The 22,871-nt window shown below is 62.1% G+C and carries 24 protein-coding genes and 1 tRNA gene; 5 read left to right on the top strand and 20 right to left on the bottom strand.

What is annotated here, in order from left to right; translation table 11 throughout:
- Positions 1–40: 40 nt before the first annotated feature.
- Positions 41–307 carry a DUF3253 domain-containing protein gene (locus tag IG122_RS06620; RefSeq protein WP_193181706.1) on the top strand — a complete coding sequence of 89 codons (267 nt, stop codon included), beginning with the start codon at positions 41–43 and terminating at the stop codon, positions 305–307.
- On the opposite strand, the gene folD is transcribed toward IG122_RS06620, so the two are convergent.
- The 3 genes from folD to IG122_RS06605 are packed head-to-tail and all read right to left on the bottom strand — an operon-like array spanning position 308 to position 1,839.
- Positions 308–1,204 carry a bifunctional methylenetetrahydrofolate dehydrogenase/methenyltetrahydrofolate cyclohydrolase FolD gene (folD, locus tag IG122_RS06615; protein WP_193181704.1) on the bottom strand — a complete coding sequence of 299 codons (897 nt, stop codon included), beginning with the start codon at positions 1,202–1,204 and terminating at the stop codon, positions 308–310.
- Between the two features lie 4 nt (positions 1,205–1,208).
- A complete protein-coding gene (locus IG122_RS06610; protein WP_193181701.1) occupies positions 1,209–1,547 on the bottom strand; it encodes a DUF167 domain-containing protein in 339 nt (112 codons plus the stop codon).
- 13 nt (positions 1,548–1,560) lie between these two features.
- Positions 1,561–1,839 (bottom strand): YggT family protein, encoded by a 279-nt coding sequence (locus IG122_RS06605; protein WP_193181699.1) that lies wholly within the window; start codon positions 1,837–1,839, stop codon positions 1,561–1,563.
- 218 nt (positions 1,840–2,057) lie between these two features.
- Here IG122_RS06605 and IG122_RS06600 point away from each other — a divergent pair.
- Positions 2,058–2,133: transfer RNA gene (locus IG122_RS06600), tRNA-Ala, on the top strand.
- A 106-nt stretch (positions 2,134–2,239) separates the two neighbouring features.
- Here the strand turns inward: IG122_RS06600 and IG122_RS06595 are convergent.
- From IG122_RS06595 to IG122_RS06585, 3 genes are all read right to left on the bottom strand, one after another.
- Positions 2,240–3,868, bottom strand: a complete 1,629-nt coding sequence (locus IG122_RS06595) for a TRAP transporter large permease (protein WP_226893375.1) — start codon at positions 3,866–3,868, stop codon at positions 2,240–2,242.
- A gap of 4 nt (positions 3,869–3,872) precedes the next feature.
- Positions 3,873–4,679 (bottom strand): TRAP transporter small permease subunit, encoded by an 807-nt coding sequence (locus IG122_RS06590; protein WP_193181697.1) that lies wholly within the window; start codon positions 4,677–4,679, stop codon positions 3,873–3,875.
- A gap of 106 nt (positions 4,680–4,785) precedes the next feature.
- Positions 4,786–5,799 carry a TRAP transporter substrate-binding protein gene (locus tag IG122_RS06585; RefSeq protein ID WP_319024829.1) on the bottom strand — a complete coding sequence of 338 codons (1,014 nt, stop codon included), beginning with the start codon at positions 5,797–5,799 and terminating at the stop codon, positions 4,786–4,788.
- Positions 5,800–6,223: 424 nt separating this feature from the next.
- On the opposite strand from IG122_RS06585, the gene arcC reads away from it, so the two are divergent.
- Complete coding sequence (arcC, locus tag IG122_RS06580) at positions 6,224–7,153, top strand: carbamate kinase (protein ID WP_193181695.1); 930 nt, start codon at positions 6,224–6,226, stop codon at positions 7,151–7,153.
- Between the two features lie 124 nt (positions 7,154–7,277).
- On the top strand, positions 7,278–7,925 hold the full coding sequence (locus tag IG122_RS06575) for a class I SAM-dependent DNA methyltransferase (protein ID WP_193181694.1): 648 nt from the start codon (positions 7,278–7,280) through the stop codon (positions 7,923–7,925).
- Positions 7,926–8,308: 383 nt separating this feature from the next.
- On the opposite strand, the gene IG122_RS06570 is transcribed toward IG122_RS06575, so the two are convergent.
- Positions 8,309–8,701 (bottom strand): hypothetical protein, encoded by a 393-nt coding sequence (locus tag IG122_RS06570; protein ID WP_193181693.1) that lies wholly within the window; start codon positions 8,699–8,701, stop codon positions 8,309–8,311.
- 182 nt (positions 8,702–8,883) lie between these two features.
- Here IG122_RS06570 and IG122_RS06565 point away from each other — a divergent pair, with 182 nt between their 5' ends.
- Positions 8,884–9,219 carry a hypothetical protein gene (locus tag IG122_RS06565; protein WP_193181691.1) on the top strand — a complete coding sequence of 112 codons (336 nt, stop codon included), beginning with the start codon at positions 8,884–8,886 and terminating at the stop codon, positions 9,217–9,219.
- An 8-nt stretch (positions 9,220–9,227) separates the two neighbouring features.
- Here the strand turns inward: IG122_RS06565 and IG122_RS06560 are convergent, their stop codons facing one another.
- The 13 genes from IG122_RS06560 to IG122_RS06500 all read right to left on the bottom strand — a co-directional run bounded on the left by IG122_RS06560 (position 9,228) and on the right by IG122_RS06500 (position 22,812).
- On the bottom strand, positions 9,228–9,788 hold the full coding sequence (locus tag IG122_RS06560; RefSeq protein WP_193181689.1) for a glutathione peroxidase: 561 nt from the start codon (positions 9,786–9,788) through the stop codon (positions 9,228–9,230).
- A 64-nt stretch (positions 9,789–9,852) separates the two neighbouring features.
- Positions 9,853–10,761 (bottom strand): DMT family transporter, encoded by a 909-nt coding sequence (locus IG122_RS06555; protein WP_226893374.1) that lies wholly within the window; start codon positions 10,759–10,761, stop codon positions 9,853–9,855.
- 37 nt (positions 10,762–10,798) lie between these two features.
- On the bottom strand, positions 10,799–12,001 hold the full coding sequence (locus tag IG122_RS06550) for a mandelate racemase/muconate lactonizing enzyme family protein (protein WP_193181687.1): 1,203 nt from the start codon (positions 11,999–12,001) through the stop codon (positions 10,799–10,801).
- Positions 12,002–12,091: 90 nt separating this feature from the next.
- Positions 12,092–12,385: a hypothetical protein gene (locus tag IG122_RS06545; RefSeq protein ID WP_193181685.1), complete on the bottom strand. Its 294-nt coding sequence runs from the start codon at positions 12,383–12,385 to the stop codon at positions 12,092–12,094.
- A gap of 23 nt (positions 12,386–12,408) precedes the next feature.
- Entirely contained in the window at positions 12,409–12,990 is a 582-nt protein-coding gene (locus IG122_RS06540; protein WP_193181684.1) for a hypothetical protein, read from the bottom strand.
- 90 nt (positions 12,991–13,080) lie between these two features.
- Positions 13,081–14,319, bottom strand: a complete 1,239-nt coding sequence (locus IG122_RS06535) for a phenylacetate--CoA ligase family protein (RefSeq protein ID WP_193181682.1) — start codon at positions 14,317–14,319, stop codon at positions 13,081–13,083.
- A gap of 42 nt (positions 14,320–14,361) precedes the next feature.
- Positions 14,362–15,195, bottom strand: coding sequence for an ABC transporter ATP-binding protein (locus IG122_RS06530; protein ID WP_193181680.1), 834 nt, complete (start codon positions 15,193–15,195; stop codon positions 14,362–14,364).
- Between the two features lie 66 nt (positions 15,196–15,261).
- The gene (locus IG122_RS06525) at positions 15,262–16,590 is read right to left on the bottom strand and encodes an ABC transporter substrate-binding protein (protein WP_193181678.1); all 1,329 of its coding nucleotides are present in this window, start codon (positions 16,588–16,590) and stop codon (positions 15,262–15,264) included.
- A gap of 94 nt (positions 16,591–16,684) precedes the next feature.
- Positions 16,685–17,758: a branched-chain amino acid ABC transporter permease gene (locus tag IG122_RS06520; protein WP_193181676.1), complete on the bottom strand. Its 1,074-nt coding sequence runs from the start codon at positions 17,756–17,758 to the stop codon at positions 16,685–16,687.
- A 4-nt stretch (positions 17,759–17,762) separates the two neighbouring features.
- The gene (locus IG122_RS06515) at positions 17,763–18,722 is read right to left on the bottom strand and encodes a branched-chain amino acid ABC transporter permease (RefSeq protein WP_319024828.1); all 960 of its coding nucleotides are present in this window, start codon (positions 18,720–18,722) and stop codon (positions 17,763–17,765) included.
- A gap of 26 nt (positions 18,723–18,748) precedes the next feature.
- Complete coding sequence (locus IG122_RS06510) at positions 18,749–19,591, bottom strand: ABC transporter ATP-binding protein (RefSeq protein ID WP_449867094.1); 843 nt, start codon at positions 19,589–19,591, stop codon at positions 18,749–18,751.
- 3 nt (positions 19,592–19,594) lie between these two features.
- Positions 19,595–21,526: an AMP-binding protein gene (locus IG122_RS06505; protein WP_193181674.1), complete on the bottom strand. Its 1,932-nt coding sequence runs from the start codon at positions 21,524–21,526 to the stop codon at positions 19,595–19,597.
- Positions 21,527–21,918: 392 nt separating this feature from the next.
- Positions 21,919–22,812, bottom strand: a complete 894-nt coding sequence (locus tag IG122_RS06500) for a transglutaminase-like domain-containing protein (RefSeq protein WP_193181672.1) — start codon at positions 22,810–22,812, stop codon at positions 21,919–21,921.
- Positions 22,813–22,871: the final 59 nt, after the last annotated feature.

The following is a 22,871-nucleotide window of genomic DNA, read 5'->3' as shown; positions in this document are numbered from 1 at the left end:
CATCACAGGCGATATAAGTATAGCAGGACGGAATGGAAAGATGGATGACGCGACGCTGAAGACGCTGATGCAAGACGCGCTGGAGAGAGCGGGCGGTGGATCGCTCTCGCCGAGCGAGTTCGGCCGTGCGGCGGGCGGCGATCCGTCAGGACCGAAACCCGCCTGGCGCGCGCTGCTGCGGCAGATCGAACGGGTCGCCGTCGTGCTCGAGGCGGAAGGCGAACTGGTCGCGCTCCGCAAGGGTAAGCCGGTACCGCTTTCGGAGGCCAAGGGTGTGATCCGCTACGGGCGGCCTCCGAAGGCCTGATCAGAGTGCCGGCATCGCCCAGCCGCGGCGGCGGCAGGCGGCCTCGACGGTGTTGCGCAGCAGGCAGGCAATGGTCATCGGGCCGACGCCGCCCGGCACCGGAGTGATCGCGCCGGCCACGTCCGAGGCGCTGGCGAAATCGACGTCGCCGACCAGCTTGGTCTTGCCCTCACCCTTTTCCGGCGCGTCGACCCGGTTGATGCCGACATCGATCACCGTGGCGCCCGGCTTGATCCAGTCGCCCTTCACCATCTCCGGCCGGCCGACGGCGGCGACCAGAATATCGGCGCGGCGGCACTCGCCCGGAAGATCGGCGGTGCGGGAGTGGGTGACGGTGACGGTGCAGCTCTCGCGCAGCAGCAGGGCGGCCATCGGCTTGCCGACGATGTTGGAGCGTCCGACCACGACCGCATGCTTGCCCGAGAGATCGCCCAGCCGGTCGCGCAGCAGCAGCAGGCAGCCGAGTGGGGTGCAGGGCACCAGCGCGTCGCCGCCGGTCGCGAGCCGGCCTGCATTGACGACATGGAAGCCATCCACGTCCTTTTCGGGATCGATCGCGTCCAGCACCTTCTGGCTGTCGATGTGCGAGGGCAGGGGAAGCTGCACCAGGATGCCGTCGACCGCCGGATCGGCATTTAGCTCGGCGATCAGCTTCAGCAGGCTCTCCTCGCTCGTCGAGGCGTCGAGCTTGTGCTCGAAAGAGGCCATGCCGCTTTCGATTGTTTGCTTGCCCTTGTTGCGGACATAGACCTGGCTTGCCGGATCCTCGCCGACCAGAACGACGGCGAGGCCGGGGACCTCGCCGTATTTCGCTTTCAGCTCGGTGACGGCGGAGCCGATCCGCACGCGCAGCCCGGCCGCGAAGGCTTTTCCGTCGATGATCTCGGCAGTGCTCATGGGTTCAATCCCCTGTTTCATTCAGCCAGTCGTTCAGTTTCGCTGCCAGGTCCGGCCCGTCACCGGCAATCAGCAATGTCTTGCGCCGCTGGGTGGCGCCGTACTTCACTTCGATGCTGCTCTTCGGGACTTTCCAGCTCTTCGAGAGCAGCTTGATCAGGGCCTTGTTGGCGCGGCCATTCTCGGGAGCGGCGGTGACGGTGGCTGTCAGCCAGGCGACCTCTTCGGCGTCAAGTGCGACACTGCCGATGGCATCGCGGGAGGCATTCGGGGTGAGGCGGACACGCAGGCGCAACCCTTCAGGCACCAGTTCGAACGGTTGCGCGGCGGCCGGTGGCGGCATCGGGAAGCCGGTCCTAGCCGAGATATTCCCACATCAGGTTGCGCGCGAAGGTCAGCCCGAGGACGAGAATGATCGGGGAGATGTCGAGCCCGCCGAGGTTAGGCATGACATTGCGGATCGGGCGCAGCAGGGGCTCGGTCGCCCGGTAGAGAAAATCCATCACCAGATAGACGAAGCGGTTGCCCGTGTTGATCACGTTGAACTGCACGAGCCAGCCTAGAATGATGAAGATGAAGAGGGCGTAGATATAGAGCTGGACGACCGTATCGACGAGAATCAGCACCGACTGCATGGGATCTTATCCGTCCTTCTGAGATGTGCGCACCGGACCGTACCGCCCGTCCGCGCGGACGGCAAGCGCTTGGCGCCGCCATGTTTTCGCCCTGTCTATATAGGTATCGGGGCGCGTTGGACAACGCCTCCCGGAACGGCGCTCTTTGCCCTTGCAATGCCCGGCGGCATCGACTATCAGTCTCCCCCGCGCCGGACGGACCCGTGTCCGGCATCGGTGGGGCGGTAGCTCAGCTGGGAGAGCGTCGCGTTCGCAATGCGAAGGTCGGGAGTTCGATCCTCCTCCGCTCCACCAATTTCTCTCCCAAGATATCAGTCAGAAGACCTCTCGCCGCGTCATGGCGACGGAGTGGGCCGTCATGCGCAGCGGGTCGTGACGAACGAATCGCAGGCTCCCCCCGCTACAGGAACAGAGTCACGATCGACGGCCAGATCAGCAGGACGGCCAGGGCGGCAAGCTGAAGTGCGATGAACGGCAGGAACCCGCGGAATATGGCGGTCAGGGTGATATGCGGCGGGGCGACCGATTTCAGATAGAATGCCGCCGGGCCGAACGGCGGGGACAGGAAGCTCACCTGCATGTTCATGCAGAACACGACGCCGAACCAGACCGCCACGGATTTCGGGTCGAGGGCGCCCAGAAAACCGATCTCCTCGACCGGCAGCTTGAGCACGATCGGCAGGAAGACCGGCATGATCAGCAGCACGATGCCGATCCAGTCCATGAACATGCCCATCACCAGAAATATCAGCATCATCACCAGGATGATGCCCATGGTCGGCAGTTCCGCCGCGGTGATGGTGTTTGCGACATAGGTCGGGCCGCCCGCAAGCGTGTATGCGGCGGCAAGGGAGGCAGCGCCAATGGTGACCCAGATGATCGTCCCGGTGGATTTCAGGGTCCGCATGAGGCTGTCCCAGACGATCTCGAACGTCATCTCGCGCCGAATCAGGCCGATGACGAAAACCGCGACGACGCCCATGCCTGCCGCCTCGGTGATGCCGGTGATCCCCATGTAGATCGACCCGAGCACGACGCCGATCACGACGATCGGGGCGACGAGCCCCTTGCCCATCTCCCAACCCAGGCGGGAGCGCTCCTTACCGACCACAAACAGCATCAGGACGAGGGCGAAGGCTCCCGCAGCGGCTATGTAGGGCATGTCCGAGACCATGCCGAGAGCGATCGGATCCACGCCCTCGCGCACCTCGTTCTCTCCGGTCACGGTGAAAAATAGCGCACGGAGCAGCAGGAACCCGGTCAGCCAGAGCGTGAAGCGCGAGAGGAAGCCGATGAACAGCAAGGCTTTTTCCCAGCCTTTCGGCGCGTCCGGGTCCTCTTCGGGGAGTGGTGCCAGGCTCGGGTTCAGGTTGGTCCGGAGCAGGATGTAGAGGATGAAGAACGATGCCAGGACGAAACCGGGGAGAAAGGCGGCGGTAAAGAGGGCCTTGATCGAGGTCTCCGTCACCAGCCCGTAGAAGATCAGGACGATGGAGGGCGGAATCATCGTGCCCAGCGAGCCGGAGGCGCAGATCGTTCCGATCGCGAGATTCTGATTGTAGCCGAGCCGCAGCATCTGCGGCAGCGCGATCAGGCCGAGCAGCACGACTTCGCCGCCGATGATGCCCGACATCGCCGCCATGATCACCGCCATGATGGAGGTGACGATGGCGATCCCGCCCCGCGTCCGGCTGAGCCAGACATTGAGGGAGTTGTACATATCCTTGGCGATGCCGGAGCGCTCGAGCAGGGCCGCCATGAAGATGAACAGCGGCACCGAGATGAGCACGTAGTTGGTCATCTGCCGGTAGACCGCCTGGCCGACGACCGAGAGCGGCCCGTAGCCGAACCGGCTGAACAGCAGATCCGGTCCGAACTTCATGATCAGAACCAGGACGGCGAGGAAGGCGGAAGCAAAGCCGAGCGGCATGCCGATGGCGAGCAGGACGAACATCGCCAGCAGGAGAACGACGCTGAGCGTCGCAACGTCGGCCACCTTCATCCAGGCAAAGAGATCGAGGAATTCCATGCGGTCAGCTTCCCAGCGTCTGTCGGATCTTGTCGATCTCGGTTTCGTCGATCTCGTCCGCCGGGCTGTGGTGCTCCGGCGCCTTGTTCCAGTCGGCGATCAGGTTTGAGACCGCCTGGATGGTGACGAGCAGAATGATGATCAGGATGGCGGGCTTCAGCGTTCCCGGAATAGGCGGGTCCCAGGCCGTGCCGAAGGTCTCGAGGCGCAGCATGCGCCGCATTGCATCGGAATAGCCGCCCCAGACGAGCGCGAAGGTAAAGAACAGCAGCAGGATCAGCGACACCACGTCCGCCGTCTTCTGCATCCAGCGGGGCATCATGTCGTAGATCACGTAGATCCGGATATGGCTGCGTTGCTGCATCGCGTACTGCCCCGCGAACAGGAACACGAAGCCGGCGATCCAGAGGGACAGTTCATTGGCCCATAGCGTCGGCCGGGCGAATACGTAGCGGGAGACCACTTCGTACAGCATCACCAGAACGATGAAGGCGACCATGATCATCGAGAGCCGTGATGTCACAAGGGAGATGATGTCAAAGAGACCGTCCGGTTCCTGTTCGATCGCGCCGCGCGTGTCCGAGAAATAGATCGAGGCAAGAAGGATGGCTCCGGCAAGCGAGATCAGCATGGCGAAAACGACAAACCGTCCCTTGGGGCGGATCATGTCGAACATGCTGATGGCGTCCTCGAACAGAAGCGCGTTGGCGACAAGCCATGCGTAGAGCAGAACCGCTGCGCCGGCGAAGGCCAGAAAGGCCAGCCGTACCGGTTTGCGCATGCGGCCCAGCCACAAGCTTTCCGCGTTCATTCCCATTGCCCCTCCGGACGTTTCGACGGCCCAAGAAACCGGAACCGCACGAGCCCCCCGATGGGGGACTCGCGCTCTTCATTTTTCAGGAATCAGGTCGTTGGTCTTATTTCAGCAGGCCGAGCTGCTTCAGATAGGCGCGATGGCTCTCGACGAGCTTGCGGGTCTGCTCGTTCTTCTCGGCCCAACGGCTCCAGGCGGTCTGGGCAGCCGCGCGGAAGGCTGCGCGATCTTCGGTGGACCAGTCATACAACTTGATGCCTTTTGCCTGCAGCATCGCAGCCGCCTCGGCGTTCAGCTTCTCGTTGGCAAGGGCGACCTGAAAGCCCAGCTTCTGCATCGCGGTGTCGATGATCCGGCGCTGCTGTTCGGTCAGACCGTTCCAGACATCGAGATTGCACGCCAGGTGATCCGACGGCATCGAGTGGAAACCGGGATAGGTCGCATGCTTGACGATGTCGTAGAGACCGAGGCCTACATTGTTGTTGAGGCCCGATGCATCGGCGCCGTCGATGATGCCGGTCTCAAGCGCGGTGAAGATTTCCGTGAAGTCCATCACGATCGGCGAGGCGCCGAGCTCTTCGAAGATCTCGGTTTCCATGCCGGGCGGGGAGCGGAATTTCCAGCCCTTCAGGTCCTTGAAACTGGCGATCGGCTTCGACGACGACAGGGATTCCTGACCGTAGATCGTCCAGCCGACAAGATGCATGTTCTGTTCGTTGTACAGTTCCTCCGCGGCTTCCTTGCCGCCGCCATAGTGCAGCCAGCTATATTGCTGCCACGGCGTGTCGTAGCCGCCCATGATGTCGCCGACGAACTGGAAAGCCGGGTTCTTGCCGGTCTGGTAGGCGCCGCCGGTCATGTCGCAGTCCAGAACGCCGCTGATTGCGGCATCGAAGGTCTCTGTCGTGCCGACAACCGACGAGGCGTAGAACATCTCGATCGTGATATCGCCGCCCGACATCACCTGGACGTCGTCGACGAACTGGGCGATCGCTTTGCCCATCGGGTGTTCGGTCGAATAGTGGTTCTGGATGCGCAGGGTGACCGGCTCCGCCAAAGCGCTGGTCGCCAGCAGTGCCGCAGCACCCATTCCGATGAATGCAGATTTGATAGTCACGATTTTCCTCCCTCGACGATTGAGATCGCCTGCTATTAATTCTTGTGTGGGTATAAGAGCGCATTTTTAGATCGCTCGGCAACAAACGATGGAAGGCTATCGTGGGCGCGTCCCGCAAGCAACACTCAGTATGACAAAAAGTACTACTAATTGACAATTTATGGCGCGGTTTGCGAATATTTGTATGACTTATACTTGCTTCACTGTCATCAACGCATCGACCGTCGCGACCTCGCCGGAGACGGCGCGGATCACGACCGGTTTGGGGCGCATGACGTAATAAGATCGCCAAGGTCGCCGGTGCGTGGCTGGCCGGTTTCAGTATCCGGATATCCATCGAGCGGGGCGGCGAATTCATGCTCATACGTTACATCCGACGTCTGATGCGTCTACCGTTCCGGAGGATGGCAACAAGGGGTGAGCGATGAGGATCGTGGTGGCGCTCGGCGGCAATGCCCTGCTGCGGCGCGGGCAGACCCTTTCGGCGGAAAACCAGCGCAGGAACGTGCGGCTCGCCTCCGAGGCACTGGCGCCGTTCTCCGGAGAGCACCAGCTGGTGATCACCCATGGAAACGGCCCGCAGGTAGGGTTGCTCGCACTCCAGACCGCCGCTGACGAGCCGAACGGCGCCTTTCCTCTCGATGTGCTCGGCGCCGAGACCGAAGGTATGATCGGCTACATGCTCGAGCAGGAGATGAGAAATCTTCTCCCCGGGGAGGCGGCGCTCGCAACCCTTCTGACCATGATCGAGGTCGATGGCAACGATGCGGCCTTCGCGAATCCGACGAAATTCGTCGGGCCGGTGTATGCAGAGCATGAGGCCCGCAGGCTTGCCGCAGAGAAAGGCTGGTCAATCGCCCTGGACGGAGAAAAGTGGCGCCGCGTGGTCGCCTCGCCGCAACCGAAAAGGATCGTCGATATGCGGCCGCTTCGCTGGCTCATCGAGAGAGGGGCCATTGTCATCTGTGCCGGGGGCGGCGGGATCCCGACGGTCCGTGACGAAAGCGGGAAGCTGCGCGGCATCGAGGCGGTGATCGACAAGGATCTGGCGAGCGAACTCCTCGCCCGCGAACTCGATGCGGATCTTTATCTCATGGCGACGGACGTGGACGCGGTCTATGCCGGCTGGGGGACGCCGGAGCAGAGAGCCATCCGGGTCGCGACGCCGGACGCGCTACGCGCGTTCGATTTCCCTGCCGGATCGATGGGGCCGAAGGTGGAGGCCGCCTGTCTGTTCGCCGAAAGAACCGGCCGAAAGGCGGCTATCGGATCGCTGGCGGATCTGCAGGCGGTCCTCGCCGGTGCCGCCGGAACGACGGTCAGCACCTCCTTGTCCGGATTGGAATGGCACTGACCGTTTCGGCACCGTCTTCCGCAGCCTTCACCTGAAATCCCGTCCCGCATCGTGGGAGAGTCTGCCCGGCGGCCGGAATCGGGGCGTCCGGGATGTTAGGCTTCCCGCAAAGGGAGGTTGTGCGATGAGCCATGAGAAGATCATCAGGACAGACGGGAAGGTCTCCCGTATCGGGTCCGAGAACGCCGAGAGCTACGACGCCTGGGCGGACAGCTACGACAGGGAACTGGCGGACTGGGGCTACGAGGCGCCGGAACGGGCGGCGGATCTGCTGAAGGAACATCTTGCCGGCTTCGAGACGGCGCGCATCCTCGATTGCGGGTGTGGTACCGGCATGACCGGGGCGGCGCTCAGGGCGGCTGGCGCGGGCGGCGAACTGATCGGGTTCGATGCATCGCGAGACAGTCTCGATGCCGCACGCGTGAAAAAGGTGTACGACCGTCTCGACTATGCGGATCTGAACGAGAGGCTGGCGCTCGGGGACGAAAGCGTCGACGGGATTCTCTGTATCGGGGTGCTCACCTATCTCGAGGAGGAGCCGATCTTCCGGGAATGGCTGCGGGTCCTCCGGCCGGGTGGCGTCGTCGTGTTCACCAGCCGAGACGATTTCTGGCAGTCCAGGGGCATCGCCGACATGCTCGCGCGGCTGGAAGCGGCTGGACACTGGACCGAGCGCCACGTCTCGCCACCGATGCCCTATCTGCCGGGGAATCCGGATTTTGCCGACAAGGTAAGGGCGATCTACGGCGTGTTCCGGAAGACGCAAGACTGACCGGTCCCGCCTGTCTGCCCCGGATTGAGACAATTTGTCATGAAGAAGATAAACGCTCGGGTTCTGACGGCCGATCAACCGTTGGAAAGGGCTAGAGAGCAGTTTCCGATGACCTTTGTGCCTTTCTTTGCTCGCGCCAAAGTCCCGGAACATGACGCTTCAGACAAAAGCCCGTCCGTTCGGAGAGATCGCGCGGTTCTTGGCGGGAGCAGGACATGCACCAGGTCTGTGCTGCCAGAGTTCTCGGACGGGGAGATGGAAAGATTTCGGATCTGACATCCTTTTTCGGGACGGACCTACTTCCGTTCTAACCGGTGCGTCTGGTGGTATAGCCGTGGAGTGTTCAGTTCGGACGGTAGTCGGATCCCCGAACCGGGTCCGGCTCAGTCCTCGCTATCGTACTGGTAGATGTAGGGCAGGAAAAGGCGCGCGATCGCAGGATACTTCAGGGCGAGATCGCGGATGTCGGTATCGTGCGGGAGTGTCTCGAGGTGAAGCCCAACATCGCTGGTGTCGACGATACCGATCTTCAGGTTTGAGACCTCGCCGGGGATGTCGAGAAACGCCTCGCCCCGGTAGGAAACGGGAACCGCTGGAGTAAACAGCAGTCCGACGAGGGAGACGTTCACAATCTCTCCCGGCACCTTGGAGCCATCGGGGAGCGACAGTTCGCCGCCGATCCGGAACACAACGCGGTCGAAAGCGCGCCGCTCGTTGACGCGCAGCTCACGCATCCAGCCGGTTCTGATACCATCTTGGCTTGATTTGTCGCTCATCGCCGTTTCCCGTTCGAGTTGCCCAAACCGACCCGATTCCTTTTTAAACTGATAACGCACCGGCACGGGGATCGGGAAGAGACAATGCCGAACCTCCGGGCGAGGGATGCGGCAACCTGCGCAATTGTTTCAGGGGCAGCGGCAGCCTATTCTAATCGTTAGACCCTGAAGGAGGGGCTGACATGCGTATCAAATCTCCGATGCTGCGTTTTCTCTTCGGCCATGGTGTTATCGGCGGCGGCGCCGGAATTGCCATCGGGGCCGGGCTGCTGTTTTTCGACGTTGCCGGCCTCGCGACGCTCAGCATGAAGTCGGAGCCAGTCTGGCTCGGGCCGTTCCTTCTCTGCTTCTCATTCTTCGCGTCCTTCAGCGCGCTCGCCATGGGGGCGGCCGTGATGAGCTTCGGCGGGGATAATGGAGATGATGACGGCGACGATACGACGACCCGACATCGCTTGGTGCCCGCGCCGGAGATGCCGGGCGAAGTGGCCGAGGCGAAGATCAGAATCTCCAAATAGGCTAAGTGTCAGCGCGGCAGCGCCGCTTCGACCGCGCGGGTGAGCTTGTCCGCAGACGGCGCGGTTGTGGATGCGAACCAGTCTACCGCGCGCCCATCCGGACCGATCAGGATCTTGTAGAAGTTCCATCTGGGCTTCGACATCGGGCCGAGTTCCTCCGCCGCCCAGCGGTAGAACGGATGCGCGCCGTCGCCGGAAACCACCTGCTTCTCGGTCATCGGGAAGTCGATGGCGAAATTCACCTCGCAGAATTCCTTGATCTCGGCTTCGGTCCCGGGCTCCTGAGAGCCGAAATCGTTGGACGGCACCCCCAGCACGACGAGCCCGCGGTCGCGGTATTTCTGCCAGAGCTCCTGCAGGCCGGAATATTGCTTCGTGAAGCCGCAAAAGGACGCGGTGTTCACCACCAGCACCGCCTTGCCCTCGTAGGATTTCATCGGCAGCGGGTCGCCTTCGATGGAGACGAAGGAAAAGTCATGGGCGCTCGTGGCCGCCGCGTTTCCCGGCGTCGTCATGAAAAGCAACGCGGCGAAGGCGCCGGCGCGAAGGATGATACGGGCGAGTTGCATGGCGAGAACCTCCTGACGTCCCTTCTACGCAGCGCCTGCCGCGGCGGATGTGCGCAGGGACGTGTCACGTGTTCAGCAGCAGGACGAAGATGCCGGCGACCACGAGGCCGATGCCGACAAGCTCCATGTGGCTGCTCTTCTCCTTGAAGATGAAATAGGACGCCGCGAAGGTGAAAACGAGCTCGATCTGGCCGAGGGCGCGGACGTAGGCGGCGTTCTGGATCGTCATCGCGGTGAACCAGCAGGCCGATGCGGCCATGCCGCTTAGACCGACGACGGCGGCGACTTTCCAGTTTCGCAGCACGGCGGTGATCTGTCCGGGCTCGCGGGAACGCATGTAGATCGCCATCGCCACGGTTTGCATGATGGTGACGCAGGCGAGCGTAAAGCCCGCCTGGATGAGGAAGCCCTCGCCGCCGAGGGACAGTGAGGCGGCGCGGTAGGAGACCGCCGAGACGCCGAAGCAGGCACCGGAGGCGAGCCCGATCAGCGCCGGCTTGCTGGTCAGCGAGAGCACGATCCCCCTGATCCCGGCAGCCTGTTTGGCGGCACTGATTGCCAGCACGCCGACGAAGCTGATCATGATGGCGACCATGGCGCCCGCGGTCAGCGGATCGCCGAGGATGACGATGCCGAAGATCGCCGCCTGCACCGTCTCGGTCTTTGAATAGGTCGTCCCGACGGCAAAGTTTCGGAAGGCGAAGAGGTAGACCAGCAGTGCCGTGGCCGCGATCTGGGTCGCTCCGCCGAGCGCCGCATAAGCGAAGAAGAGGGGATGCGGATCCGGCATCTCCAGCCCGACGAAATCATGCAGGAACCAGACATAGAGCCAAGCCGGCAGTACGGCGTAGAAGAAGCGCACGAAGGTCGCGCCGGACGTGCTGAGCTTCGACGTCAGATGCTTCTGCAGGGCGGAGCGCAAATTCTGGCAGAAGGCTGCCGCGATGGTGATCGGGATCCAGAGTTCTATCATTGATAGTACCTTTAATTCAGATAATTACGCGGCGTTCTTAAAGTAATGACCGGCGGATGTGGCAATCCGGGCGCTTGAGAATATCGGGCTGCAGGCTGAGGCCGTGGCCGGCCCCGTCCGGCGCGCGGATGCGGCCGTTCTCGACCGGCGGGAGCTGGGTGACGAGGGTCCCGTACCAGCCGTAATAGAAGGCGCGCACCATCTCCTGGATAAAGCAGTTGTGGGTGTTGAGTGCGAGGTGGGTCGAGGTCGCCAGCACCACCGGACCGGTGCAGTCGTGGAAAGCGACGGGTACATGCCAGGCATCCGCCATCGCGGCCATCTTGCGTGCCTCGGAGACGCCGCCGCCCCAGGCGATGTCGGTGATGATCAGGCTGAGGGATTCCATCTCCAGGAGCTGGCGATAGTCGGCCCGGCTGCCGCGTGTCTCGCCGACCGCGATGGGCGCGGCGGTGGCGCGCGCGACCTCGTCAAGGCTGGAGAGATTGTCCATGAAGACCGGATCCTCGACCCAGAGCGGCTCGATGCTCTCGAGCGCGCGGCAGAGCTTGATCGCGGTCGGCCGGTCCCACATCGAGTGCAGTTCGGCCATGATGTCCATCTTGTCGCCGTGCTTCTCGCGGATCTTCTCGAACGGCGCCATGGCGGTCGCGAGGTCGCGGGGAGAGATGTGATGGCCGCTCGTGGCTTCCGCGGCATAGTCGAACGGCCAGATCTTCATCGCCGTGATACCCATGTCGAGCAGGCTGGATGCCAGTTCGTCGGCACGGTTCAGGAAGGCATCGAGATCCTCATAACCGTCGCTTGAGACATCGAGGCCGAAATTATCCGTGCCCTGGGTCGGTCGGTTTTGTACGTAGCGTGTCCCGGCGCAGGTATTGTAGACGCGGATACTGTCGCGTACGGCGCCGCCGAGCGCCTGATGCAACGGCATGTCCTTCGACTTGGCGAAGAGATCCCAGAGCGCGATGTCGACGGCGGAGCGGCCGCGCATCTCTGCGCCGGCGCCGCTGAAACCGACATAGCCGGTCAGGCTGCGTTGGTGCTGCTCGATCCGGTGCGGGTCCTTCCCGAGAAGGTAGGGCGCGATGATGTCGTGGATATGCGCTTCCGCGGCGCCCGGCCCGTAAAAGGTCTCGCCAAGACCGTCCGATCCGTCGTCCGCGACCACGCGGACCCAGAGCAGGTTCGGGAATTCCTCGATGCGAATGGTTTCGATTGCGGAGACTTTTGCCGCCATTGTTTCCCCCCTCGGCAGATAACCGAATGAGGGATTGTGGAGCGAACTGCGTCCGCGCGCCAGACGGTGCCGGGAACAAGGCAGATGGTGCTAGAGCACAAATCCGAGGCCGACGCGCAGGACTTTCAGGGCGACACCGATGGCCTCGCGTTTCGCGGCGTCCGACGCCGCGGTCCTCGCAGCCTCGATCTGCCGGTCGATTTCACGGAGGTCCGGAAATTTGACCGCGTTCAGACGCTTTAGGATGTCCTGGTTCGAGGCGCCGTCGATGTCGTTCTGCAGATTGCGGATCTCGATCCTGAGCAAAGCGCGCTCGGGACCGGTCAGACGGTCCGCTTCGTTCATCAAAACCGTAATTTTTGCGTTCAGGTCTTCGATGTTCATGTCGGGTCTCCGTCCGTGGGAGGTCAAGCGCTCGGCAGATCGTCGAGGAGGCGTTTCAGGGTTTCCGTCGTATCGGAGAGCCTTGGCAAGGTGTCGGAGACGGATTCGAGCAGATACCCGACATTCGGGTGCTTCAATATGTTCTGCACCACGCTCTCGCCCGCATCCTCGGATTGGAGGAAGGCATCGAGCGCGATCTGTACGTCCTTCATCTTGGCGATGTAGCTGTTCAATTCTCCGGTCTTCACCTTGATCTCGTCGATGGTCGCTTGCAGCTTGGCGATGTTCTGCTGCTCGTTCTCCTTGGCGCTCTCGAGACCTTTCAGCAGATCGTTCACGACCGTAGGATCGAGCCGTCCCTGTTCCTGAGGCGGACTGAGGGCGTCGCGCACATCGAGCCTGCTGGAGACGGTGCGGGCCTTGATCCGGGTTTCGGCGTCCCGCTTGATCCGTTCGGCGGCGATGAGGAGGGCATCAGACTGCGCCCGCACGGCTTCGATCGCCGTGTTGAAATACGCGATCTGCGCGGTGGACAGCTCCTTCACCTGCGGAGGGGTCGTGCAGGCGGTGAGCACAAAGAGAAAAATGGCGGTGAAACGTCTCATGGCACTCTCGATCGCGGAACTACGGCGGGGCTGTAGTCCTGACGTTCGAGAGGCGCCTAAAGTGAGCGGGAAATCACCGGGGACCGGCGATCAGTCGTAACTGCGGGCGTCCTCGATGACCTTGCCGTCATTGGCGAGGCTGCCTTCCGCGACCAGTTCGACAGCGCCGCGCAGCTTGGTCACGGCCTGCAGGGTGGCGGCCACGGCCTTGGCGAGACTATCGTCGTGTTGCGCACTCTCGCAATGCAGGGTCATGACGTCTTCGCTTGTCCGCCCGGTGACGACAAGCCGGGCTTTCGCGATCTCGGGGTGGCGCTTGACGACTTCGGCCACCTGTCCCGGATGGACGAACATGCCCTTGACCTTGGTGGTCTGGTCGGCACGGCCCATCCAGCCCTTGATGCGCTGGTTGGTGCGCCCGCAGGGGCTTGCGCCGGCCAGTACCGCCGACATGTCGCCGGTTCCGAAACGGATCAGCGGATAATTCGGGTTGAGGGTGGTCACGACGATCTCACCGACCTCACCCTCGGGCACCGGATCGCCGGTTCCCGGACGCACGATTTCCACGATCACGCCCTCGTCGAGAATCATGCCTTCCAATGCAGGGCTTTCATAGGCGACGAGCCCGAGATCGGCGGTGCCGTAGCATTGCAGGACGTCACAACCGAGTTCTGAGAGCTCCTTGCGAAGGCTTGGCGGCAGGGCTTCACCGCCGACCAGGCCTTTCTTCAGGCTGCTGATATCCGCGCCGGTCTCGCGGGCTTTCTCGAGGATGATCTTGAGAAAGCTCGGCGTCCCCGCATATCCACTCGGCTTCAGGTCCGCCGCGGCCTGGACCTGCATTTCGGTATTGCCGACGCCGCCCGGAAAGACCGCGCAGCCGATCGCCCGCGCCGCGCTGTCAACCATCATCCCGGCAGGGGTGAGGTGGTAGGAGAAGCAGTTGTGGACGATGTCGCCCTTGCGGAAGCCGGCGGCGAAGAGCGTGCGGGCAAAGCGCCAGGGATCGGCCTCGAGCCCTTCGGCATCGTAGATCGGGCCCGGCGACATATAGAGACGTCCGAGCGCGTTCGGAGCAACGGCGTTCAACCCGCCGAGAGGCGGGGTCTTCTTCTGCAGTTCCAGGAGATCGCCCTTGCGGGTCACCGGAAGCGCGGCAAGCGCCTTACGGGAGGTGACGGCACCCGGATCCGTGTCTGCAAGGAGCGTCCGATAGTAGCTGCTCTTCGCTCTGGCATGCGCCACCTGCTTCGAAAGCGCGGTCATCAGTGCGCTTTCGCGCTCGTCCATGCTGCGGGTTTCGAGCCCGTCGTAGAATTCGCCGCTCATCGGGTGCCGATCCCAGTTGATTGGATGTGAATGCCGTTTTGCTCAGCCGAGCCAGCGCTTGCGGCGGCGATAGTGTTTCACGTCGCGGAAGCTTTTCCGTCCGCTCGAACTGAGGCCTAGATAGAATTCCTTCACGTCCTCGTTGGAGCGCAGCATCTCCGCGTCGCCTTCCATCACCACACGGCCGCTTTCGAGGATGTAGCCGTATTTCGCGTAGCGCAGCGCGACGTTGGTGTTCTGTTCGGCCAGCAGGATAGAGACGCCTTCCTGCTCGTTGATCTTCTTCACGATCTCGAAGATCTGTTCGACCAGCTGCGGCGCGAGTCCCATCGAGGGTTCGTCCAGCAGAATGGTCTTCGGCCGGCTCATCAGCGCGCGTCCGATGGCGACCATCTGCTGCTCGCCGCCAGACGTGTAGCCGGCAAGGCTGCTGCGGCGTTCGCGCAGGCGCGGGAAATAGGTGTAGACCATCTCGAGATCCTGGGCGATGCCCACCCGGTCGCCGCCGCGCGTGAAAGCGCCGGTCAGCAGATTTTCCTCGACGGTCAGATGCTCGAAGCAGTGGCGGCCTTCCATAACCTGGATGACGCCCTTCTCGACGAGTTGGTGCGGGGTCATGGACTGGATCGCCTGACCCTCGAAATCGATCGTGCCTTTCGTGACCTCGCCGCGCTCCGACTTCAACAGGTTCGAAATGGCTTTCAGCGTGGTGGTCTTGCCGGCGCCGTTGCCGCCGAGCAGGGCGACGATTCCGCCGCGCGGGACCTCCAGCGAGACGCCTTTCAGGACCAGAATGACGTGGTCGTAGATGACCTCGATGTTGTTGACGCGAAGGATCGGCGTTTCCGTCCCGGTTTCCTGTTCGACAGCGCTCACGTCTCATGCCTCCAGAAGGGGAGAGAACGGCGCCGGTTGCCCGGCGCCGTCCAGGGTAAGGTCAAATCAGCTGCACTTACGCGGCGTGATGTTGTTCTCGGCGGCGTAGGCGGCCGCGTCCTCCTTCACCAGCGCCCGCACGACGTCGTGCATCGGCTCGATCCACTCGGAGACGATCTTCCATTTGCCCGCAGCGGCATCCCACTGCTGGATGGCAACCGGACCGTTACCTTCGTGATTCTCACAGGTGATCTTGATCGGCTTCATGAAGTCCTTCAGGCCGAGACGCTCGAAATCGGCCTCGCTGAGATCGATGGCCTCGAAACCGTCACGCACATGCTCGCCACGGATATCCTTTGTGCCGTGGATCTTGATCGCGTTGCGCATCGCCTCGGCGGTGAACACCGCTTCCAGCATGCCGCGGTTGTAGAGCACCTCGCCGATGCGGGCTTCCTCGCCAGCGCCGTTGCCCTTGGCATAGACGTGCTTCTTGATGTCCGCGATCGCCTGGAAGTCGGAACCCGGCGCGTGCATCGTGCCCGCGAGATAGCCGTTCGCGGCATCACCTGCCGGAGCGACGTCGTTCTCGGACCCGGACCACCAGACACCGATGAACTTGTCCATCGGGAAGCGGATGGCGGCGGCTTCCTTGATCGCGACCTGGTTCATCACGCCCCAGCCCCACATGAAGATCCAGTCCGGCTTGGCGCGCCGGACCTGCAGCCAGGTGGCCTTCTGTTCCTGACCCGGATGGTCGACCGGCAGGAGCATCAGCTCGAAGCCATAAGTGCCGGCCAGGGTCTCAAGGGTCTTGATCGGCTCCTTGCCGTAGGCGGAGTTGTGGAAAACGAGGGCGATCTTCTTGCCCTTCAACTTGTCCATTCCGCCTTCTTTGGCGCCGACATATTTGATGAAGGCGCTGGCCTGCGACCAGTAGGTGGTCGGGAAGTTGAAGATGTACGGGAACACCGTGCCGTCGGCAGCCGAGGTCCGGCCGTAGCCCATGGACAGGATCGGAATCTTGTCCTCGCTCGCCTTCGGGATCAGCGCGTAGGTCACGCCGGTGGAGTGCGGGTTGAAGACGAGAGCGCCGGACTGGCCTTCGTTCTTCAGGTTCTCGTAGCACTCGACCGAGGTCTTGGTGTTGTAGGCGGTCTCGCACTCGACAACGTTGACCTTGATGCCTTCGACACCGCCGTCGCGCTCGTTGAGCATGTTGAAATAGTCGATGAAGCCGTTCGCGAGCGGAATGCCGTTCGGGGCATAGGCGCCCGTACGGTAGACCAGGTTCGGAACGGTATAGGCGTCATAGTCGGCCAGGGCCGTTTCGGCCCACGCCGCGCCGGCGATGACGCCCGCGGCCGCGATGGCCATGGTTGTCTTTGTAAGTCTCATACTTGCCTCCCTAATGTGGGCCGATTTTTTCCGGCCTGTTCAGGTTCTTGCGTATTTCAGCCAAACGGGCGCCCCCGTGTCCCACCGACCGGGGTCAGTAGGGGAACGGCCAGAGTCGGAGCTTCTCCTTTGTGATCTGCCACATGCGCGCCAGACCGTGCGGCTCCTTGATGAGGAAGAAGATGATGAGCGAGCCGACGAGCATGATCTCGATATGCTTCGCGGTCACGGGCACCATCCCGAACCAATCCACCAGCACGACTTTCAGCCCGACCGGCATCAGCGCCATGAAGGCGGCCCCGAGATAGGAACCGAGCACGCTGCCCAGCCCGCCGATGATGATGGCGAAGAGGACGAAGAAGGACTGCAGGATGTCGAAGGCTTCGGTCGCTTCGACCGTGCCGAGCCAGATATGGAAGATCAGCGCGCCGCCGATGCCGATGTAGAAAGAGGATACGGCGAAGGCGAGAAGCTTGGTCTTCAACGGTTTGATGCCGAGCAGTTCCGCGGCGATGTCCATGTCGCGGATCGACATCCAGCTCCGGCCGATGCGGCCTCGCACCAGATTGAGGGCGATCCATGTGAAGGCCACCAGGAAGCCCAGCACGAAGAGATACTGCGCCGTCGGGGTCGCTTGAGGTCCGGAGACGAGGAAGCCGAACATCTCGCGCGGCGGCGCGGTGATTTGGCTCATCTCGTAATTGTAGAACCACGGAACCTTGTTGAACATCCAGATCAGGAAGAACTGGGCCGCCAGGGTCGCGACGGCGAGGTAGAAGCCCTTGATCCGGAGGCTCGGCAGACCGAAAAGCACGCCGACCGCCGCTGTACAGCCCCCGGAGAGCAGGATCACGACGACAAGATTCATCTCGGGGAAGGCCGTGCAGAGCTTGTAGGAACTGTAGGCTCCCACAGCCATGAAGCCGCCGGTGCCGAGCGAGATCTGTCCGCAATAGCCGACCAGGATGTTGAGGCCGAGCGCGATGAGCGAATAGACCATGAACGGCAGCAGGATCGCCTTCGACCAGTAGTCGTTGATGACGAAGGGAATGATGGCAAGCGAAACCACCAGGATCACGGCCAGCAGGATCTTGTCCTGAAAAATCGGGAACAGCTGCTGGTCAGCGGCGTAGTTCCGTTTGAACTGGCCTGTCTCGCGATACAGCATCGCCTTAAACCCTTTCGATAATCTTGTCGCCGAACAGCCCCTGTGGCCTGAACATCAGGAACACGAGCGCCAGCATGAAGGCGAACCAGTTCTCAACAGCGCCGCCATGGACGCTGTACCAGAAGACTTCGACGATCTTTTCGCCGACGCCGATGATCAGGCCACCGATGATGGCGCCCGGGATCGAGGTGAAACCGCCGAGGATCAGCACGGGCAGGGCCTTCAACGCGATCAGAGAAAGGCTGAACTGCACGCCGGACTTGCTGCCCCACATGATGCCGGCGACCAGCGCGACGATGCCCGCGACCGACCAGACGATGACCCAGATCTGCTGCAGCGAGATACCGACGGACAGCGCGGCCTGGTGATCGTCCGCCACCGCGCGGAGCGCGCGTCCGATACGGGTCTTGGTGAAAAAGACGGCGAGGATCGCCACCAGCGATCCGGCGGCGATCGCCGCGGTCACGTCGAGCTGTTCGATGAAGACGCCGTTGATATCCCAGATATCGGTCGGCAGCCCGATATCGAGCACCTTCACGTCGCTGCCCCAGAGCAGGTCTCCCGCGCCCTCTAGGACATAGGAGAGCCCTAGCGTGGCCATGAAGAGGATGATCAGTTCCTGGTTCACCAGCGGTCTGAGGACGAGCCTCTCGATGATGAGTGCCAGCAGGATCATCACGACGATCGTTGCCGCGATGGCGAGGATGACGATGAGCGCTTTCGGCATACCCGACGGCTCGAGGAGTTCCATCAGGCCGGTCAGGGTAAGGGCGGCGAAGAGGGCCATCACGCCCTGGGAAAAGTTGAAGACGCCGGAAGCCTTGAAGATCAGCACGAAGCCAAGAGCAACGAGAGAGTAGAGCACTCCCGCCATCAGGCCCTTGATGAAGGTTTCGATGAAGAAAGCCGGTTCCATGAACATGTCGGCGAACGGCTGAATCAAAAGTGCATGGAGGAATTCCACGGGGTGTTCTCCTTTAACTCAGCACGTCAGTCGTGGCTGACGCCGAGATAGGCGTCGATGACATTTTGGTTCGCGCGGACTTCGTCCGGTGTGCCGTCGGCGATCTTGCTTCCGTAATCCAGCACGACGACGCGGTCGGAAAGGTCCATCACCACGCCCATGTCATGTTCGATCAGGATCACGGTGGTGCCGAATTCCTCATTCACGTCGATGATGAAGCGGGACATGTCCTCCTTCTCCTCGACGTTCATGCCGGCCATCGGTTCGTCGAGCAGCAGGATCTTCGGGTCCATCGCGAGCGCGCGCCCGAGTTCGACCCGCTTCTGCAGCCCGTAGGGCAGGCGGCCGACGGGGGTCCGGCGGAGCGCGGCGATCTCGAGGAAGTCGATCACCCGCTCGACATGCGCGCGGTTTTCGAGCTCCTCCTTCTGGGCCGGCCCGAAATAGAGGCATTGCCAGAAGAAGTTCCTCTTCATCTTCAGCATGCGCCCGGTCATCAGATTGTCGAGCGTGCTCATGCCGCGGAACAGCGCGATGTTCTGGAAAGTCCGGGCAATCCCGTTCGACGCCGCGAAATAGGGATCCATCGCCGGGAAGGATTGACCGGCAAAATTGATCTTGCCCGAGCGCGGCTTGTAGAAGCCGTTCAGGACGTTGAGCATCGAGGACTTGCCGGCGCCGTTCGGGCCGATGATGGCGCGGATCTCGCCTTCGCGGACATCGAAGCTGACATCGTTGATGGCGGTCACGCCGCCGAACTTCACCACGATGTTTTCGACGCTGAGGATGGGATCGCCGATGGTTCGCGTATCCACAAGTCCGGAGGAATAAGTGTTTCCGCCGGTCTCCATGATTTGTGCTTCTGCCACGGGTCAGCCTGCCTTTTTCAACGCCGGCGCCGCAGCGCCGTCCAAATCCATGATTTTCATCGACGCCTGGATGTTGCCCTTGCGGCCATCCTCGAAGGTCACTTCGGAATTCATCTCTGCCCGGTCGCCGTTGCCGTAGAGCGCTTCGATGATCGGACCGTAGCGTTCGGAAATCACGCTACGCCGCACCTTGCGGGTCCGGGTGAGTTCGCCGTCGTCAGCATCCAACTCCTTGTAAAGAAGGAGGAATTTCCGGATTCTCTGGGTTTCCGGAAGACTCTCGTTCACATGCGCGATTTCGCCCCGGATCAGTTCGTAGATCTCCGGCCGGTCCGAGAGGTTGGTGTAGGAGGTGAAGGGAATGCGCGCTTTCTCGGCCCATTTCGAGACGATGGAGAAACGCACGCAGATGATCGCCGTCAGGTAATCCTGGCCGGCGCCGAGAATCACCGCCTCGCCGATATAGGGGGAGAACTTCAGCTTGTTCTCGATATATTGCGGCGAGAATTTCGTTCCGGTTCGGGTCTGGGCGATATCCTTCACCCGATCGATCACCGTCAGCCGGCCCTTGTCGTCGAAGAAACCGGCATCGCCGGTATGCATCCAGCCGTCCTTCATGTCCGCCTTCGTGGCCTCGGCGTTTTTGTAGAAGCCACGGAACATGTTGGGATGGCGGGTCACGATCTCGCCGACGCCGTCGCTGTCGGCGTCGATGATCTTCACCTCGCAGCCCTCGAACGGCACGCCGACCGTGTCGACGTCGATTTCCTCACCGTCCTGCAAGGTGTAGGCGCCGAGCAGTTCGGTCTGTCCGTAGAGCTGTTTCAGGGGCACGCCCATGGCGAGGAAGAGCTTGAAGGTCTCGGGGCCCATTGCCGCGCCGCCGGTTGCGGCCGAGCGGACGTTGGAGAAGCCGAGCCGGTCGCGCAGCGCGCCGAACAGCATGGTGTCGGCGAACCATGAGCGGTTCCCACGCTCGACCGCCTCGGTACCGAGCGCGACGCCTTTCTCGAAGATCCACTGCGTCAGCGCGCCGGCATCCATCACACGGGCGCGCATGTCGGCGGCGATCTGCTCGAGCACGCGCGGTGCCAGCAACAGGAAGGTCGGGCCGATCTCGCGCATGTCGCTCATCGCGGTTTCCTCGTTCTCGGGGAAACTCACCTTCATGCGGGAATTGAGGCCGAAACCGAGGGTATAGACCTGTTCCATGATCCAGGGCATGGGCAGCACGGAGACATATTCGTCCGTCGAGTCCTTCGGGTCGTGCTTCAGGTAGAGCTGGGTGTGACGCACGAAATTGCCGTGCGGCAGCTCCGCCAGTTTCGGATTGGAGGTGGTGCCGGAGGTTGTGCAGAGGATCGCGACATCCTCGCCGGTCACCGCGTCGACCAGCTGGTCGTAGAGCTCCGGAGACTTCGCGTGGATCTCCGCGCCGCGGGCCACCAGATCGTTGAAGGAGACGATGCGTGGATCGTCGAATTTCCGCATCCCGCGCGGGTCGGAATAGATGATCTTCTGGATCGAATCGGCCCGGTCGCCGAGGGCGAGGAACTTGTCGACCTGTTCCTGATCCTCGGCATAGGCCATCTTCGCCTGGCTGTAGCCGGCGAGATAGGCGATCTCGTCCTCGAGCACGTCGCGGTAGAAGCCGATGGTCATGGCGCCGACGGACTGGGCCGCGAGCTCGGCGCAGATCCAGTCCACGTTGTTGTCGCCGATGATCGCGAAGACGTCGCCCTTCTGTAGTCCCGCTTCGTGCAGCGCAAGGGCGAGGTTACGGACGCGTTCCTGGTAGTCGGCCCAGGTGAATTCGGTCCAGACCCCGTAATCCTTTTCGCGCAGGGCCACTTCTGTCGGATGACGTTCCGCATTGAAACGCAGCAGCTTCGGCAACGTGTCGTAGACCGAAGGATCCGGGTACTCGTACGCCATGTTCCATCCCTAATACGCGGTCCGGAAACCGGGCAGGGGCGAACAGTCTGAGATTTCGGATACACCCGGGCTCTTGCGAAACAAGCGCCACCTCCCTGTCCGTCCCGGCCCGCAGCCCCCGCGTTTACCGCGGATAACCGTTTTCGAACCGAATGTTGTTATCGGGAAACCGTCGTTGCGGTCCCCTTTGATTGGTGCCGATTTTTGGATGCGCTCGTTCCGAGGTCAACAAGATAATTTGAGAATTTGCAATTTGCGGAACGGAGTTTCGCAATTGACCGATCCCGCAACACAACTCGATGTCGCTCTCGAATGAACGAGTTGTCCGGGCCCCGTCGTCTATGCTGTGGCTTGCCGGGACGCGGCACGGCAGACGTTGCGCATCGCCGAGACTAGCTGATCCCGCGCGCCGGCCCCAGGACCAGGGCGTCGCCGGCGGTTGGCGTCTCGAGGAGTTTGTGCACCTCGTCTTCTGACAGGGTGCGATCAATTTCATCGGTCCAGACCTTGAGGTGCGTCAGCAGATAGTTACCGAACGCCGTAATCATCGCCACGTCGGCGGCATCGTGCCCCCGCACCATGAGAATGCGCCCTATTCGGGGGGTATTGTGTCTGGGGTCGAATGCGTACCAGCGTCCTTCCAGAAAAACCTCCGCCCAGGCACAAAAATCGCCCGCGCCGTCGGCTTTCGCTCCAATGTCGCTGAGATAGCCGCTCGCATACCGGGCCGGTATGTTCATTGCTCGGCAGAGCGCGATGAACAGGTGTGCAAAATCGCGGCAGACGCCGGTTCCCTCGCGGAAGACATCCATCGCGGTCTTGGTCGGGCGGCCAAATCGATATCCGAAGACGACATTGTTGTGCACCCAGTTCGAGATCGCCTGCACACGTGCCCAGCCAGGTGGCGTGGTGCCGAACAGTCTCCAGGCCGTCTCGGCGAGTTCATCGCTTTCGCAATATCGGCTCGCGGTCAGATAGGTGAGGGTATCCGCTGGAAGATCCATGATTTCGGACTGACGGGCATTCCAGTCGAAGACATCGGGTTCTCCGTCATCTTCCACAACACAGTCCGACCACAGGGTCGTTTTACCTGCCGGCGCCTCGATTCGGGCGCAGCGGTTGCCGTACGCGTCGGCATATTCGTCGATCCGCAGGCCGGGTTCCGCGCGGATGCGATCCGATCCGATGATCCGCAATTTGATTTCCGGGTTCGGATGAAGCGCAAGAAGCATAGGGGTCGGCTTTGGGCAATCGATCTGGATTTCAAAGCCGATGCGAATGAGCATGAAGCGTTTCCTGTTCTGCTTCGACGGGGCGGCGTCGTGTGGCGGATCCGTGAAAATAT

Source organism: Nisaea sediminum, assembly GCF_014904705.1.
GTDB classification, from domain to species: Bacteria; Pseudomonadota; Alphaproteobacteria; order Thalassobaculales; family Thalassobaculaceae; genus Nisaea; species Nisaea sediminum.
The sequence above is the reverse complement of the archived record's forward strand: the minus strand, read 5'-3'. Positions and strand labels throughout refer to the sequence as shown.